General features: G+C 69.1%; 12 protein-coding genes. 5 read left to right on the forward strand and 7 right to left on the reverse strand.

Annotated features, from left to right (window positions below; translation table 11 throughout):
- Window positions 1–33: 33 nt before the first annotated feature.
- The 3 genes from DBR34_RS07785 to DBR34_RS07795 are packed head-to-tail and all read right to left on the reverse strand — an operon-like array spanning window position 34 to window position 2,331.
- Window positions 34–216 (reverse strand): hypothetical protein, encoded by a 183-nt coding sequence (locus DBR34_RS07785; RefSeq protein WP_128096367.1) that lies wholly within the window; start codon window positions 214–216, stop codon window positions 34–36.
- Window positions 213–1,349, reverse strand: coding sequence for a PepSY-associated TM helix domain-containing protein (locus DBR34_RS07790; protein ID WP_128096368.1), 1,137 nt, complete (start codon window positions 1,347–1,349; stop codon window positions 213–215). Before DBR34_RS07790 ends, DBR34_RS07785 begins: the two co-directional genes overlap by 4 nt.
- A 58-nt stretch (window positions 1,350–1,407) precedes the next feature.
- Entirely contained in the window at window positions 1,408–2,331 is a 924-nt protein-coding gene (locus DBR34_RS07795; protein ID WP_128096369.1) for a LysR family transcriptional regulator, read from the reverse strand.
- A gap of 106 nt (window positions 2,332–2,437) precedes the next feature.
- On the opposite strand from DBR34_RS07795, the gene DBR34_RS07800 reads away from it, so the two are divergent.
- Entirely contained in the window at window positions 2,438–3,961 is a 1,524-nt protein-coding gene (locus tag DBR34_RS07800; RefSeq protein WP_128096370.1) for an MFS transporter, read from the forward strand.
- On the opposite strand, the gene DBR34_RS07805 is transcribed toward DBR34_RS07800, so the two are convergent.
- The 3 genes from DBR34_RS07805 to DBR34_RS07815 all read right to left on the reverse strand — a co-directional run bounded on the left by DBR34_RS07805 (window position 3,945) and on the right by DBR34_RS07815 (window position 8,182).
- Window positions 3,945–6,044, reverse strand: coding sequence for a TonB-dependent siderophore receptor (locus DBR34_RS07805; protein ID WP_128096371.1), 2,100 nt, complete (start codon window positions 6,042–6,044; stop codon window positions 3,945–3,947). The genes DBR34_RS07800 and DBR34_RS07805 overlap by 17 nt on opposite strands.
- A 91-nt stretch (window positions 6,045–6,135) precedes the next feature.
- Window positions 6,136–7,521 carry an ATP-binding protein gene (locus tag DBR34_RS07810; protein WP_128096372.1) on the reverse strand — a complete coding sequence of 462 codons (1,386 nt, stop codon included), beginning with the start codon at window positions 7,519–7,521 and terminating at the stop codon, window positions 6,136–6,138.
- Window positions 7,499–8,182, reverse strand: a complete 684-nt coding sequence (locus DBR34_RS07815; RefSeq protein ID WP_128096373.1) for a response regulator transcription factor — start codon at window positions 8,180–8,182, stop codon at window positions 7,499–7,501. The genes DBR34_RS07810 and DBR34_RS07815 overlap by 23 nt, the downstream gene beginning before the upstream one ends.
- Before the next feature lie 334 nt (window positions 8,183–8,516).
- Here DBR34_RS07815 and DBR34_RS07820 point away from each other — a divergent pair, with 334 nt between their 5' ends.
- Both DBR34_RS07820 and DBR34_RS07825 read left to right on the forward strand, forming a co-directional pair.
- The gene (locus tag DBR34_RS07820) at window positions 8,517–9,614 is read left to right on the forward strand and encodes an efflux RND transporter periplasmic adaptor subunit (RefSeq protein WP_128096391.1); all 1,098 of its coding nucleotides are present in this window, start codon (window positions 8,517–8,519) and stop codon (window positions 9,612–9,614) included.
- 4 nt (window positions 9,615–9,618) lie between these two features.
- Window positions 9,619–12,720: an efflux RND transporter permease subunit gene (locus DBR34_RS07825; protein WP_128096374.1), complete on the forward strand. Its 3,102-nt coding sequence runs from the start codon at window positions 9,619–9,621 to the stop codon at window positions 12,718–12,720.
- A 272-nt stretch (window positions 12,721–12,992) separates the two neighbouring features.
- Here the strand turns inward: DBR34_RS07825 and DBR34_RS07830 are convergent, their stop codons facing one another.
- Window positions 12,993–13,406: a GFA family protein gene (locus DBR34_RS07830; protein ID WP_128096375.1), complete on the reverse strand. Its 414-nt coding sequence runs from the start codon at window positions 13,404–13,406 to the stop codon at window positions 12,993–12,995.
- Between the two features lie 163 nt (window positions 13,407–13,569).
- Between DBR34_RS07830 and DBR34_RS07835 the strand changes: the two genes are divergently transcribed.
- Both DBR34_RS07835 and DBR34_RS07840 read left to right on the forward strand, forming a co-directional pair.
- The gene (locus DBR34_RS07835) at window positions 13,570–14,547 is read left to right on the forward strand and encodes a DUF4105 domain-containing protein (protein WP_128096392.1); all 978 of its coding nucleotides are present in this window, start codon (window positions 13,570–13,572) and stop codon (window positions 14,545–14,547) included.
- The coding region (locus DBR34_RS07840) for an alpha/beta fold hydrolase (RefSeq protein ID WP_258223742.1) at window positions 14,544–16,427 on the forward strand (1,884 nt) is incomplete at its 3' end. The genes DBR34_RS07835 and DBR34_RS07840, both read left to right, overlap by 4 nt.

The raw sequence follows: 16,427 nt of genomic DNA on the forward strand, positions 1-16,427 counted from the left end.
CACGGTGGTCGCTCGGTGTGCAGGCCGGACAGTTTAGCGGGTGCGTTTGACCCAGGCGCGCACGGCCAGCGCCACCAGACCAGCGAAGATCAGCCACGACACCACATCGAAGATGCCATCGCCGAGCAACGCGCTGACCAGCCCCAGCAGGCTGGCTGCGGCGATCCAGGCCGGGGCCACGAACGGGCTGCGCGGTGTGGCGGAAGGACGGCTCATTCGGGTGCTCCGGTGCGCGCGGCGCGTTCGAGTTCGGTCACCCGTTGCGCGGTGCTGCCGCGCTTGAACCACAGGTACAGGCCGCTGATGAGCACGCCAATGGTGAGCAGGTCCAGCAGCGCCCACAGGATCTTCAAGGGCAGCTTGCCGTAGTCACCGAAGTGCAGCGGCTGGCTGAGCAGCAGCACGCTCATGTAAAGCGGCAGCTGCGGCTGCGCGGTGAGCGCGCCGGTCTGCGCGTCGATCAGCACCGGGCGGTAGAGGCGCTCGGTGAGTGCGCTGTTGCCCTGCATGAACACGCCATAGTGGTGGTTGCCGCTGTAGCCGGTGCCGGGGAAGCTGACGAAGGCCGGGCGCATGCCCGGTTCCGCAGCGCGCGCGGTGTCCACCGCCGCCTGCAGCGAGGCCAGCGTGGTGGGGCGTGGCTGGCCGGCGTAGCGTGCGGCGAATTCGCCCAGCTGCTCGCCTTGCCACGCCTGTTCGAGCGGCTTGGCGACGGTGTTGATCGCCCCGGTGATACCCACCACCAGCGCCCAGCCCAGGGTGACGACGCCCAGCACGTTGTGCAGGTCCAACCAGGCCAGCCGACGGCTGCGCCCGGTGCGCAGGGTGCCGAACGGCTGCTTGCGCATGAACGGGCCGTAGAGCACCAGGCCGGAGATGATCGCCACGGCGAACAGCAGCCCCATCATGCCCATGAACAGCATGCCGGGCAGGCCCAGGAACAGGTCGGTGTGCAGGCGGTACAGGAAGTACATCACCCCTTCGTTGAACTGCGCGGCCGGCAGCACCTCGCCGCTGATCGCGTGCAGCAGCGCGGTCTGCATCTGCGGCGGTGGGGTGTCGGCGCGTGCACCGGTGTTGACGTACACGGTGGGCGCGTCCGGGTCCCAGCCGACGAACAGCGGCACGTTGCCCGGGTACTGCGCCAGCGCGGTGCGCACCTGTGCGTCCAGATCGCGCGCGGCGGCATCGGTGGCCGGTGCGTCCACGTGCGGCTCGGCCAGGTGGGCGATCTCTTCGCCGAATACCAGCGGCAGGCCGGTCAGGCACAACAGCAGCAGGAACACGGTGCAGACCAGGCTGGTCCACTTGTGCACGAGGAACCAGGCGTTGAGGATGGATCGTTGCATTCGGCTGGCGCAGGGCTGGCAGGGATGCGGGCGATGGTACGTGATGCGGCCGGAGCGGTCAGCGCCGCGCGCGTGCAGCAGGCGGCGACGGTGCGGCGCTGAACAGGTGCTCGGCCATGAAGTCGATGAACACACGCAGGCGCGCGCTGGGCTGCCGCGTGCCCGGCCACAGCAGTGAGAACTGGCCGGGCTGCCGCGGCTGCTCGGGCAGCAGCGCCTGCAGCCGGCCGTCGGCCAGCGCGTCGGCGGCCAGGAAGTCGGGCATCCACGCCACGCCCAGCCCCCCGATCGCGGCGGCGAGCAGGGCTTCCATGTTGTTGCAGGTCATCACCGTGGCCAGCGCGGCGCCGGCATCGCCATCGTGCCCGGGCAGCAACCACGGCTGCAGCTTGCCCGTGGTGGGGTAGCGGAAGCGCACCGCTGGATGCGTCGCCAGCTGCGCCAGCGTGGTCGGTTCTGCGTGCGCGCGCAGGTGCGCCGGCGCGGCGCACAGCACGAAGTGGAACGGTCCCAGGCGGCGCGCCATCAGGCTGGAGTCGGCCAGTTCACCGCTGCGGATCACCACGTCCAGCCCTTCGCTGACCACATCCACCAAGCGGTCGTTGAAGTCCAGCTCCAGCTGCACGTCCGGGTAGCGTTGCCGGAACAGTGGCAACAGCGGCAGCAGAAAGCGGTAGCCGATGGTGGGCAGCCCCACCCGCAGCAGGCCGCGGGGCGACTGCTGGCGCTGGGCCAGGTCGGCTTGTACCTCGGACAGCTCATCCAACGCGCGTCGGCAGCGCTGCAGCAGCAGCTCGCCTTCTTCGGTGAGGTGCACCCGCCGCGTGGTGCGCTGGAACAGGCGCACGCCCAGTTGCTGCTCCAGGCGTGCAATGCGCTTGCCAACCGTGGAAGGCGACAGGCCGAGGCTGCGGGCAGCGCCGACGAAGCTGGCGGTCTCGGCGGTGCGGACGAAGGCGAGCAGGGCGGTCAGCGAATCCATGGGGCGATGATTACGGAACAAACGTCCGTAATCAAATGCCATCGCGGGCGTTTTTGCTGGATAGACGCCGCTGTATCGTCAATTTCCCGTGTTGTCTGGATCCCCCATGTCTTTGTTGTCCCGTGATGACCTGCGCTGCGATCCGCGCTGGGGCGTGCTGGCGGTGTGCCTGGTGGCGCTCGCGCTGCCGTTGTCCTTCTCGGCCGGTGCGGTGGCGGTGCCAGCGTTGGCCGGCCGGTTCCAGGGCGCGCCGAGCGCGCTGGCGTGGGTCACCAACGCCTTCATGCTCAGCTTCGGCAGCCTGTTGCTGGCCGCCGGGGGGCTGGCCGACCGGTTCGGTCGTCGCCGGCTGTTCCTGTGCGGCAGCGCGGGCTTCGTGCTGGCAACGTTGGCGGTGTGCCTGGCGGCGGACCTGCGCGCGCTGGACCTGGCGCGTGGCGTGCAGGGTGTGGCTGCCGCCGCCGCGTTGGCGTCGGGCAGTTCGGCGTTGGCGCAGCGTTTCCAGGGCCATGCGCGTACGCGGGTGTTCGCGTTGATGGGCACGATGTTCGGGGTGGGGCTGGCGCTGGGGCCGCTGCTCGCCGGCCTGCTGCTGCAGACGCTGGGCTGGCGCGCGGTGTTTGCCAGTGGTGGGGTGCTGGCGTTGGCAGGCTGGGCGCTGGCGTTGCGCCACCTGGACGAAAGCCGCGGCCCGCCGGCGCGCCTGGATGCGGCCGGCATGCTCTGCTTCAGCCTGATGCTGGCCGCGCTGACGGTGATGCTGCTGGTACTGGCCGAACACGGCGCGGGGTCGCCGCAGGTGATCGGCGCGGCGCTGGCCACGCTGCTGTTGCTGGTGCTGTTCGTGCGGGTGGAAGCGCGCGCGCGGCCGCCGCTGCTGGATCTGTCCCTGTTCGCGCAGCGCCGCTTCCTCGGCGTGCAGCTGCTGCCGGTGGCCACCTGCCTGGGGTATGTGGTGTTGCTGGTGGTGCTGCCACTCCACCTGCTCGGGGTGCAGGGGCAGTCGCCGACCCGGGTGGGCCTGCAGATGCTGGCGTTGTCGGCACCGATGCTGGTGCTGCCGATGCTGGCAGCCCGCTGGTCGCGGCAGGTGGGGGCGGCGCGGTTGTGTGTGGTGGGGTTGCTGGTCTGTGCGGCGGGCTTGTACTTGCTGTCCCGCCAGGTGCTGCACGCACCGCCGGCGCAGTGGTGGCCGGCATTGCTGCTGATTGGCGCGGGCACGGCGCTGCCGTGGGGGCTGATGGATGGTTTGTCGGTGAGCGTGGTGCCGGTGCAGCGCGCCGGCATGGCGGCGGGGATCTTCGGCACGGTGCGGGTGGCCGGCGAGGGCATTGCGCTGGCTGCGGTCACCGCGTTGCTGGCGATGCTGGTGGCGCAGCGGTTGGGTGCGGACGGCCGCTTGCCGGCCGCCACGCTGGCGCGGGCCGGTGCCTACCTGGCCACCGGGTCGCTGACCCAAGCCACGGCCCTGCTGCCGGGCCTGCCGCCGCAGGTGCTGCAGCAGGCCAGCAGCGAGGCGCTGGTGGCACTGCTGCGCGGGCTGGCCGTGCTCACCGCCGCCAGCGCGCTGCTGGTGCATGCGCTGCTGGGGCGTTCGCCGGCACCGGCGGCGGTCAGAACCGGTAGCTGATCGTGCCGGTGACCGTGCGCGGGTTGCCGGTGAAGCAGTCGCCGAAATTGCGGCACGGCGCGAAGTACTTCTTGTCGGTGAGGTTGGTGATGTTCAGCGCCATGGTCCAGTCGGTGACCTGCACTTCGAACAGGCCGTCGATCAGCGTGTAGCTCGGCGTGCGGATGAAACCGCCGTAGCCGAGCGACTGGGTGTTGCCGACATAGCGGCCACCCACGCCCACGCGCAGGCGCGCGTCGGCATCGAGCTGGAAGCCCTTGGCGATCCACAGCGAGGTCAGCTCCTGCGGGGTGTCGTTGAGGCGCTGGTCCACTTCCATGGCGAAGTTGCTCCTGGTGACTTCGGCCTTGTTGCGCGCGTAGGCGGCGGTGACGGTGAGGTCGTTGGCGAAGGAGAACTGGCCTTCCAGCTCGACGCCCTTGGACTGGATTTCACCGGTCTGGATGACGTTGAGCACGTTGTCCGGATCGTTGGTCTGCCGGTTGGTTTCGGTGATGCGGTAGACCGAAGCGGTGACCAGCAGGGTGCGCGCCGGCTGCCACTTCACGCCGGCTTCGGTCTGGTGGCCCTGCATCGGCTTGAACGCGCGGCCGTACAGGTCCTGGCCATTGACCGGCAGGAACGACTCGCTGTAGCTGATGTACGGCGAGACGCCCGCGCCGATGTCGCCGATCAGGCCGGCGCGGTAGGTGGTGGCGTTGTCGGTCTGGCTGGGCAGGCCTTCGGTCTTGCTGCGCGCATGGTCACGGCGCGCGCCGAGCACCAGCGAGACGCGGTCGGCCCAGCGGATCTGGTCCTGCACGTAGACGCCCAGCTGGGTGGTGCGCTGGTTGGGCAGGCGGTTCCAGCCGTTGATGGTGACGCCGGTGGAGACCGGGGCGTAGATGTCGATCGGCGTGGGCGTGGCATCCAGGCTCAGCGATTCTTCGCGGTAGTCGGTGTAGTCCACGCCAGCCAGCAGCAGGTGCTGGAACGCCCCGGTGGCCACGTCGAACTGCAACGCGGTGTCGCTGGTCAGCACGCGCACGTCCGGGCGCACGCCGTAGGCGTTGCGGTTGACCACGCGCTTGTCGGCATCGATGAACGGGTCGGTCGGGTTGGTGTAGGTGTCCGGGTACAGCTCGCGGAACTCGGTCTTGCCGTCCAGGTAGCGCACCGAGGAGCGCAGGCTGACGGTGTCGCTGAAGGCGTGGTCGAACAGCGCGGTAAGGCTGTACACGCGCGAATCGAGCATGTCGAAGTCGTGGTCGCCGAGGAAGGTCGACGGGTCCAGGCGCGGCCGGCCGGCCGGTGCGTTCAAGGTGGCCACCACCGGCAGGAACTGCTGGCTGGAGGCGGTCTTGTCGTGCTGGTAGCTGGCCAGCAGGGTGAGGTTGCTGCGCTCGCCGCGCCAGCTGATGGAGGGGGCGATATAGACGCGGTCGTCGTCGACGCCGTCGGTCTGCATGCCGGCATTGCGGACCAGGCCGACCACGCGGCCGGCCACGGTGCCGGCGTCGTTGAGGCTGCCGCCGATGTCGCCCTGGAACTGCTTGCGGTCGAAGTTGCCCAGCTGCACGCCCAGTTCGCCGCCGAGGTCGGTGAAGGTGGGGCGCTTGGTCATGGCGTTGATGATGCCGCCGGTGGCGCCGGCGCCGTACAGCACCGACGACGGGCCGCGCAGCACTTCCACCCGCTCCAGGCCATACACCTCGGTGCGTGCCATCGGGTTGAAGCCGTAGCTGCGGCGCAGGCCGTCCAGGTACTGCACCGGGTCCAGGCCGCGCACGGTGCTGCCGTCGCTTCGGGTATCCAGGCCGTAGGCGTCGGCGGTGACGCCGGCGCTGTAGCGCAGGGTTTCCTGCAGGTTGTGCGCGCCGCGGTCGCTGAACAGCTCGCGGGTTACCACGCTGATCGCCTGCGGGGTCTGGGTGAGCGGGGTGTCGGTCTTGGTGGCGGTGCTGGCGCGCTCGGCCACCACGGTCACCGCATCCAGGGTACGTGCAGCGCTGTTGTCCTGGGCCTGGGCGATGGCCGAGGCCAGCAGAGCGGGGGTGGCCAGCGACCACAGCAGCAGGGTGCGGGAACGGGGCAGGGCAGGCATCGGGGCGGTCCGGGCAGGCAGGTGGCGACGGATTATCCGGATGACCTATTGCGAATACAAATGATTCTCAAACTGAACGAATTGGGCCTCGTCAGTGGAGCGCGTCGGCCACGCAGCGGATGCTCAACCAGGCACCGCCGTCCGGGCTGGCGCCGGTGCGCAGGCGGAACCCGTGCAGGCCGACGATCGCTGCCACGATCGACAGGCCCAGCCCGAAGCCTTCGCCATGCCCGGCCTCGGCGCCGCCGCGGAAGAAGCGCTGGTAGACCAGGGCGCGGTCCTGCGGCGCGATGCCCGGGCCGTTGTCGATGACATCGATGCGGGTGGCGCCGCCGTCGTCCACCGCCCGCAGCAGGATGCGGCCGTGTTCGGGGGTGAAGCGCAGCGCGTTGGACAGCAGGTTGGCCAGTGCTTCGAACAGCAGCTCGCGGTCGCCGCTGACCGGCGCCAGCGACGGCGCGATCTCCAGCGCCAGCACCTGCTGCTTTTCTTCGGCCAGCGGCAGGTAGAACTGATGCACTTCCTGCAGCAGGTCGGCCACGTCGATGTCGACGAATGCCGAGCGGCGTTGGTGGCTTTCCAGTTCCGACACGCGCAGCAGCGCGGCGAAGCGTGCCATCAGCAGGTCGGTCTCGAGCAGCGCCTTGTCGATCTGGTCGGCGTGCGGGTCGTGTTCGTCCAGCGCTACCCGGGTGCGGTAGAGGTGGGCGCGAAGCCGGGTAAGCGGCGTGCGCAGGTCGTGCGCGATGCTGTCGCACACCCCTTTGACCTCGGTCATCAGCTGTTCGATGCGCTCGAGCATGGCGTTGACGATGCTGGACAGGCGGTCGATCTCGTCGCGCCGGTCCGACACGGGCAGGCGCTGCCCCAGATCACCGGCGACGATGCGATTGGTGGCCGCCTCGATCTGCTGGATACGTTTCAACGGGCGCCGTCGCAGGATGTGCCAGCCGGCCAGCCCGGGAATGACGGTCAGCGACACCCCCCACAGCAGGGCGTCGAGGATGATGCTGTTGACCGCGGTGAGCTTGCCGTTCTGGCGGACGAACACCAGCACCCGGCCGTCGTGGGTGGTCACGCCGAGCGCACTGCCCCCTTCATCACGCGCGCCCGTTGCCAGGACCCAGCCGTCCACCGGATGCGAGCGGCCGTCGAGGGGCAGCTCCGAAGGCACGGCCACCAACGGACCCGCCAGCGGTTGCCCGGCGGCCGTGAACAGGCCGTAGGCGTACACCTGGTGCAGGTCGTAGCGGAGGCTGTCGCGCAGGGCGTCATCCAGCGCCGCGCCTTCGAAGGTCATGAACAGGTGCGTGCGCTGCTGCAGGCCCGATTCGGACAGGTCGCTGAGATAGTCGGAGATGCGCCAGTACATCACCCCGAGCAGCATGCTCGACCAGGCCACGAACAGGATGCAGTACAGGCCCAGCAGCCGGCTGCTGGACGAGCGCCATTGCTCAGGGGTGTGGGTCGAGGACATAGCCGGTTCCGCGGACGGTCTTGATCGGCTGCTCGCGGCCGGGGTGTTCGATGCGCTTGCGCACCCGCCCGATATGCACGTCGATCAGGTTGGTGCCAGGGTCGAAGTGGTAGCCCCACACTTCCTGGAACAGCATGCTGCGGGTGACCACCTGGCCCGCGTTGCGGACCAGGAATTCCAGCAGTTTGAATTCGGTGGGCAGCAGCGCGATCTCCTGCCCGGCGCGGCGCACCGAGCGGGTCATCAGGTCCAGTTCCAGATCGCCGACGCGCAGGACGTTGTCGGCGACGCTGGCCTGGCCATGGCGGCGGATCAGCACCTCCACGCGCGCCGACATTTCATCGGAGGCGAACGGCTTGGTCAGGTAGTCGTCGCCGCCGGCGCGCAGCCCGCGCACGCGCTCGTCCACGTCGGACAACGCGCTGATCATCAGTACCGGGGTGGTGATGCCGTCACGCCGCAACGCCGTGACCAGGGCCAGGCCGTCGATGCCGGGCAACATGCGGTCCAGGGTGATCACCGCGTAGTCGCCGCGCCGCGCCATTGCCAGGCCGGTGTCGCCGTCGGCCACCAGGTCCACCTCGAAGCCGTGGCTGCGCAGTTCGGTGGCGATTTCCTCGGCGGTGACTAGGTCGTCCTCGATGGTGAGTACGCGCGGCATGGGCCACTTTGAAGGCGGGGTCCCGTGCATCGTCGCAACCGGGCGCAGCCAGGGCAAATGAAAAATGTTTCATGCGTTCTTCGCTGGATCGCACCGCTGTGTCTTCTATATTCGGCCCCGTGGAACCCCGCTGCGGCCCTGGCCGCGCGCGTCCACACAGGACGTCTGCCCTGGGTATCGACGTCTCCGGGCCGTGCGCCGTTCCTTTGGCGGCACGCCCAGCGCTTCCCCCACGCCTGGAACCCCGCAACCGATGACCCCCACGTATTCCTCCTTCCCGGCCCGTGCCCGGCTGTCGCCCCTGGCCTGGCGCGCGCCCTGGCTCGCCTTCGGCATGGCCACCCTGCTGGTGGCCTGCGGCAAGGACGCGCCCAAGGTGGCGCCGGCCGCGCCGGAGGTGAGTGTGCTGACCCTGCAGGCCCAGCCGCTGGCACTGGAGCAGGAGCTGCCGGGGCGCACCGTGGCCTCGCAGGAATCGGAAGTGCGCCCACAGGTGGACGGTGTACTGGTGGCGCGGTTGTTCGAGCAGGGCCAGATGGTGCGGGCCGGGCAACCGTTGTTCCAGATCGAACCGGCGCTGTACCAGGCCGCGCTGAACGAGGCGCAGGCCAACCTGAAGACCGCCGAGGCCACGGCGGTGGCCGCGCGCCTGCGCGCGCAGCGGCTGCAGGCGCTGGGCAAGGACCAGCTGGCCGCGCGCCAGGACGTGGACGACGCCATTGCCAGCGGACAGCAGGCCGCCGCGGCCGTGCAGGCCGCGCAGGCCGCCCGCGATACCGCACGCACGCGGCTGGGCTTTGCCACGGTCACCGCGCCGATCGCCGGCCGCATCGGCCGCGCGCTGTTCACCCCGGGCGCCCTGGTCACCTCCGGCCAGGCCGAACCGCTGGCGCGGATCCAGCAGGTGGACCCGATGAACGTGGACATCACCCAGTCCAGCAACGAATACCTGGCGCTGCGCCGGGCGATCGCCGAAGGCGGCGTGCAGGCCAGTACCGCGCCAGTGCGGCTGCGCCTGTCCGACGGCACCGATTACCCGCTGCCGGGCACGCTGGAATTTGCCGACATCGATGTGGAACAGGCCACCGGCAGCATCACCCTGCGCGCGCAGTTCCCCAATCCGGACGGCCAGCTGCTGCCGGGCATGTACGTACGCGGCCAGGTGGGCCAGGGCATCCGCCAGCAGGCGCTGCTGGTGCCGCAGGCGGCGGTGGACCGCAGCCCCAAGGGCGAGGCGCAGGCGTGGGTGGTGGACGCCGACGGCAAGGCGCGGCTGCGCGTGTTCCGCACCGCCCGCGCGGTGGGCAACCAGTGGCTGGTGCTGGATGGCATCGCGGCCGGCGAACGGGTGGTGGTGGCCGGCGCACAGGGCCTGGCCGACGGCATGCCGGTGCGGGTGAAGCCTGCCGCCGCCCCCGCCGGGAAGGGCTGAGCGCATGCTGCCGCGTTTCTTCATCCATCGCCCGGTATTCGCCTGGGTGCTGGCGATCTGCATCATGGCGCTGGGCGCGATTGCGGTGACCCAGCTGCCGGTGGAGCAGTACCCGGACATCGCCCCACCGCAGGTCAACATCACCGCCAACTACACCGGTGCCTCGGCGCAGACCGTGGAAGACAGCGTCACCCAGGTGATCGAACAGCAGATCAAGGGCATCGACCACCTGCTGTATTTCTCCTCCACCAGTTCGTCTTCGGGCCAGGCGCGGATCACGGTCACCTTCGACCAGCGCGCCAACCCGGACATCGCCCAGGTGCAGGTGCAGAACAGCGTCAACCAGGCCATCAACCGGCTGCCGCAGGAAGTGCAGCAGCAGGGTGTGACCGTGGCCAAGTCGCAGGGCGATGCGTTGATGGTGGTGTCGCTGTACGACACCAGCCGGCGCATGGAGCGCGTGGATGTGTCCGACTTCCTGGTCAGCAACGTACAGGACCCGATCAGCCGCATTCCGGGCGTGGGCGAGATCAATGTGTTCGGTGCGCAGTACGCCATGCGCATCTGGCTGGACCCGCACAAGCTGCGTGCCTTCAATCTGATGCCCGCCGATGTGCGCAGTGCCATCGAAGCGCAGAACACGCAGGTGACCGCCGGTGAACTGGGTGCGTTGCCGGCCGCGCCCACGCAGAGCCTCACGGCCACGGTCACCGCACAGTCGCGGCTGCAGACCCCCGAACAGTTCCGCACGATCATCCTGCGCACGCTGCCCAGTGGGGCGGCGGTGCACCTGGCCGACGTGGCGCGGGTGGAGATCGGCGCGGAGAACTACCAGACCAGCAGCTACCTCAACGGCTACCCGGCGGCGGGTTTTTCGGTGACGCTGGCCTCCGGCGCGAACGCGCTGGAAACCGCCGACGCGGTACGCGCCACCATCGAGAAACTGCGCCCGGGCTTCCCGCCTGGCGTGCAGGTGGCGTACCCGCGTGACAGCACGCCGTTCGTGCGGGTCTCCATCGAAGGGGTGATCCACACGCTCATCGAGGCCATCGTGCTGGTGGTGATCGTGATGTTCCTGTTCCTGCAGAACGTGCGCGCCACGCTGATCCCGGCGATCACCGTGCCGGTGGTGCTGCTGGGCACGTTCGGGGTGCTGGCGGTGGCCGGGTTCACCATCAACACGCTCACCCTGTTTGCCATGGTGCTGGCGATCGGTTTGCTGGTGGACGATGCCATCGTGGTGGTGGAGAACGTGGAGCGCATCATCCACGAGGAGCACCTGCCGCCGCGCGAAGCCACCGAAAAATCCATGGGCGAGATCACCGGCGCGCTGGTCGGCATCACCGTGGTGCTGGGCGCGGTGTTCCTGCCGATGGCGTTGTTCGGCGGTTCCACCGGGATCATCTACCGGCAGTTCTCGATCACCATTGCTTCGGCGATGGCGCTGTCGGCGCTGGTCGCGCTGACCTTGACGCCGGCGCTGTGCGCCACGCTGCTCAAACCCTCCGCCGCACAGAAACCCCCCGGCCGTTTCTTTGCCTGGTTCAACCGCGGCGTCGAACGCAGCCAGGACGGCTACCGGCGGCGGCTGGGCGGTGTGGTGGCCGCGCCCAAGCGCTGGATGGCGTTCTATCTGCTGGTGATCGTGGCCATGGTGGCCCTGTATGCCCGCATGCCCACCGGCTTCCTGCCGGTCGAAGACCAGGGCCAGGTGATGTTCCAGTTTTCCACCCCGGAAGGCACGCCGATGGCGCGCACCGAGGCGCTGGGCGCGCAGATCAGCCAGTACTTCCTGCAGAACGAACAGCAGAACCTGGAGGCCGCGTTCGTGGTGGTGGGGCGCAACAATGCCGGCACCGGGCAGAACGCCGGGCAGGGCTTTCTGGCGCTCAAGCCCTGGGGCGAGCGCGATGGTGACAACACCGCCGCGGCGATCATCGCGCGGGCCAACGCGCACTTCCGCGGGCTGGCCGATGCCAAGGTCAACGTGCTGGCCCCGCCGGCGGTGCGCGGGCTGGGGCAGTCCAGCGGCTTTGAACTGTGGCTGCAGGACAGCAGCGCGGCCGGGCGCACCGCATTGCAGGCGGCGCAGCAGCGGGTGGTGGGCGCGGCCAACCAGGACGACGGGCTCAGCTCGGTGCGCCTGAACGGGCTGGGCGACAAGGCCGAACTGCACCTGGACATCGACCATGCCCAGGCCAGTGCGCTGGGGCTGGCGCAGGCCGACATCAACAGCACCCTCGCGGCGGCCTGGGGCGGTACTTACGTCAACGATTTCCTCGACCGTTGCCGGGTCAAGCGCGTCTACCTGCAGGGCGACCAGCCCTACCGCAGCGTGCCCGACGACATTGGCCAGTGGTACGTGCGCGGCAGCGACGGCCAGATGGCCTCCTTCGCCAGTTTCGCCAGCAGCCACTGGGCGCGCGGCCCGCAACTGCAGCAGCGCTTCAACGGCCTGCCGGCGATGGAGATCCAGGGCAGCGCTGCCGAAGGACGCAGTTCCGGCGAGGCGATGCAGCGCATGCAGGCGCTGGTGGCCGCCGAGCCCGGCTTCGAGCTGCAATGGAGCGGGCTGTCCTACCAGGAACAGCTGTCGAGCAACCAGACCCTGTGGCTGTATGCGGCGTCGATCGCCTTCATCTTCCTGTGCCTGGCCGCGCTCTACGAGAGCTGGACGGTGCCGGTGGCCGTGCTGCTGGTGATTCCGTTGGGCGTGCTGGGCACCGTGCTGGCCACCACGGCGGCCGGGTTCGTCAATGACATCTACTTCCAGGTGGGCCTGCTTACCACCATCGGGTTGTCGGCCAAGAACGCCATCCTGATCGTGGAGTTTGCCGAGGCCCGGTACCGCGCCGGCAGTTCGGCGGTGGACGCGGCGCTGCAGGGCGCGCGCCTGCGCCTGCGCCCGATCGTGATGACCTCGCTGGCCTTCATCGCCGGCGTCATCCCGCTGGCCCTGGCTACCGGCGCGGGCGCGGTCAGCCGCCGCGAGATCGGCATGAGCGTGATTGGCGGGATGCTGTCGGGCACGCTGTTGGCGATCGTGCTGGTGCCGCTGTTCTTCGTGCTGGTGCGGCGGCTGGGCAGGTCCGCACCGGCGGCGTGATCGGCGCACCGTGGCCGTCACATGGCTGTCGTGCGGGCCTCACCCGGCCTATGCCGGGGCGCCGGTAACGTGACACGTCCCCGTCCCCCACGGAGACACGCCATGTGGTTGCTTGACCGACTCTGGCCCGCACGCCCGGCCCGCGAGGCCGTCACGTCCCCGCCGTTGCCCGATGCCGCGCAGCGCAGGCTGCTGCTCAAGCGGCCTGCACGCGCGGGACGCACCTCGATGGCACCCTGGCAGAAGGTCGCCGCGCCGACGCGGCGGCGCAGTCACTGAGCCGGCTGCCGGTCCGAGGGGTGGTTGACCCCGTCGCTGACCGGCACCTCGCCCAGTGCATACGGATTGATGCCGTCCAGGCAGCCCAGGTTGTAGCCGTATTCGTCCGGCGATGAGCGCCGCTGGTGGTGGGTGTAGATGCCGCAGGTGCCACAGAACCAGTGTTTGGCCACGTGCGTGTTGAACTGGTACAGCCGCAGCGCGTGCTCGCCCTCGATGACCTCCAGGTCGGCCAGCTTCACCGACCCGACGATCGCGCCCTTGCGCCGGCACAGCGAGCAGTCGCAGCGGCGCGGCGACAGCACGCCGTCGGGCAGGTGCAGGCGCAGGACCACCGCGCCGCAATGGCAGCGGGCCAGGTGGTGGCGCTGGATCGGCACCCCGCCGATGGAATGAAGACCGGGCATGGCAAGCGCCTCCTGTGCGCATGGGGACGCCGCCAGTATGCCGCCGGCCCAAGCTGAACAGGCGGACATGTTCCCCGCACCGCGGTTGTGGCTAACTAGCGCCCCCGAACCAACGATGGAACGACGCGTGAAGAAGGCAGGACGATGGGGGCTGGCGCTGTTGATGCTGGTCGCAGCGCTGTGGGTGACCGGCCTGTTGGCCTATCAGCTGCCCGGTCCGGGCTGGCTGCGCTGGGTTGCCGTCGCAGCGTGGGCGGGTTTTGCGCTGACCACCGCGCTGGGCGTGGCCCGTGCGCGGGCAGGGCGTTGGCCGGGCGCGGTGTACGTGGGCGCGCTGGTGCTGTGCGGCGTGTGGTGGCTGCTGCTCACCCCACGCCAGGACCGGGTCTGGGCCGACGACGTGGCGCAACGGCTGAAGGTGGTCGAATTCGATGGCACCCACGTGGTGCTCGACAACGTGCGCGACTTCACCTGGCGCAGCGAGGACGACCACGACGTGCGCTGGGTGCGCCGCAGCTATGACCTGGACCAGCTGCGCTCGGCCGATCTGGTGATGTCGTACTGGATGGGGCCGATGATCGCCCACACGCTGATCTCCTTCGGTTTCGCCGACGGTCGCCAGCTGGTGTTCTCGCTGGAGATCCGCAAGGAGCGCGGCGAGTCGTTCTCGGCGCTGGGCGGGTTCTTCCGCAAGTTCGAAATGACCCTGGTGGCTGCCGAAGAGACCGACATCATCCGCGTGCGCAGCAATGTGCGTGGCGAAGATGTGTACCTGTACCGCCTGCACGGCATGACCCGCGAACAGCTCAAGGGGCTGTTCGTGTCCTACCTGGGCGAGGCGCGCAAGCTGGACGCGGCACCGGCGTTCTACAACACCCTGACCAGCAACTGCACCACCATCGTCTACGAGCTGGCCAAGCAGATCGCCCCCGGCCTGCCGCTGGACTACCGGCTCCTGGTGTCGGGGTATTTCGCCGAATACGCACGCGACCTGGGCGTGCTCACCCCCGGCGTGGATTTCGCCACGCTGAAGGCGCGGGGCCACATCACCGACCGCGCACGCGCCGCCGGCAACGACCCGGCGTTCTCGCAGGTGATCCGCCAGGGCGTGCCGGGCATGCAACAAGGAACCGCACCATGACCGTGCCCCACACCTTCCCCCGCCGCCTGCTGCCGCTGCTGGCGGTGGTGCTGTCGCTGCTGCTGTCCAGCGGTTGCGCCATGGTCACCATGAAGCAGGTGGCACCCACCGACTACCTGGCCAACAAGCGTGGCGACGTGCTCACCTCGGGCAAGCTCAGCGCGGCATCGCAGGAAACCCTGAGCGTGGTCGGGCTGGACGAGGACCTGTGCGGCAAGGACGTGGTCACCTGCCAGAAGACGCTGGAAGATACCGCCGTGCTGCCGGAAGAACAGCGCCTGTCGGCGCTGTCGGAGCTGTGGGTGAAGACCGCGCTGGGCCTGAGCCCCAAGCCGAAGGACCGTGACAAGCACCCGATGAGCGACGCGGCGCTGGACGCGTGGCTGGAAGCGGCGCGTTACGCCTATGCCTACCTGTTCTTCAGTGGGCGCACGCCGTCGGACCGTGCCTTCGAAGACCGCCAGACCCAGGTGCGCGACTACTACAACTACGCCGCCGAGCAGACCGCGGCGGTGGTGTTCAAGCGCGCCCGCGAGAGTGCGCTGGAGGGCGAGGACTACAACGCCCCGGTGGCCGGCGAGCGCTGGACGCTGACCTCGGACTTCGACGAACTGCGCATGCCCAGCATTCCCACCCGCATGGTGTCGGCCTCGTCGGTGAGCTTTGCCGGCCTGCGCAGCACCTACCGGCGCGATGGCTTCGGTGCCGAGCTGGTGGTGGTGATGGACCCGCCCAAGCTGGTGGCCGCGGCGGACGGGACCAAGGCGGAGATTCCGCAGTACAGCGAGATGTCGGCGATCAACGCCACCGCGCTGCTGCGCTTCAAGGGCGACAGCCTGCAGCAGGTGCTCGACACCACCCAGGTGCTGTTCGACGTGTATTCGCCCGAGTCCACCGAAAGCGTGGACCTGCACGGCGAAAAGGTGCCGCTGGCCGGCAACTTCACCGCCGCCTACGGCATGTGGCTGGCGCAGTCGGGGTTTGCCACGCAGTCGCTGCGCACGCTGTTTGGCCTGAGCGAAGGCATCGGCGAACCGCACATGTACCTGATGCAGCCGTGGGACCCGAACCGCCGCATCATCTTCATGCTGCACGGCCTGGGCAGCAGCCCGGAGGCGTGGGTGAACGTGGCCAACGAGATCATGGGTGATCCGGAGCTGCGCAAGCACTTCCAGGTGTGGCAGGTCTATTACCCGACCAACGCGCCGATTGCGTTGAACCGCTTCGAGATCGACGCGGCGTTCGACAACACGCTCAAGCATTTCGACCCGACCGGCAGCAGCCCGGCGTCGAAGGACATGGTGTTCATCGGCCACAGCATGGGCGGGGTGCTGGCCCGGCTGCTGGTGACGTCTTCCGGTGATGTGCTGTGGAACGACCTGCTGGCCAACTACGACCTCAAGGGCGAGCGCCTGAAGCGGGTGCAGGCCAAGCTTGGGCCGCTGCTGCATTTCAACGCCGAACCGAACGTGGAACGCGCGATCTTCATCGCCGCCCCGCACAAGGGCACCGACATCGCCGGCAACCGGCTGGGGCGGTTGATCGGGCGCCTGGTGCGCCTGCCGATCACCATCCTGGGCAAGTTCGATGACGTGTTCCAGACCCTGCAACAGTCCGAGAGTCAGTCGGCGCAGCCGACCAAACTGCAGATTCCCAACAGCATCGACAACCTCAAGGCCAGCGACCCGTTCGTGAAAGCGGCCGGCGCGCTGCCGATCATGCCGGGGCTGAAGTACCACTCGATCATCGCCCAGCGCAAACCCGACGTGCCGCTGCAGCAGTCCGACGATGGACTGGTGCCGTACTGGAGCGCGCACCTGGACGGCGCGGTGTCGGAGAAGGTGATCATCTCCGGGCACAGCGTGCAGGAAACCCCGCAG

This window comes from Stenotrophomonas sp. HMWF003 (assembly GCF_003061285.1).
In the GTDB taxonomy this organism is placed as follows: domain Bacteria; phylum Pseudomonadota; class Gammaproteobacteria; order Xanthomonadales; family Xanthomonadaceae; genus Stenotrophomonas; species Stenotrophomonas maltophilia_AP.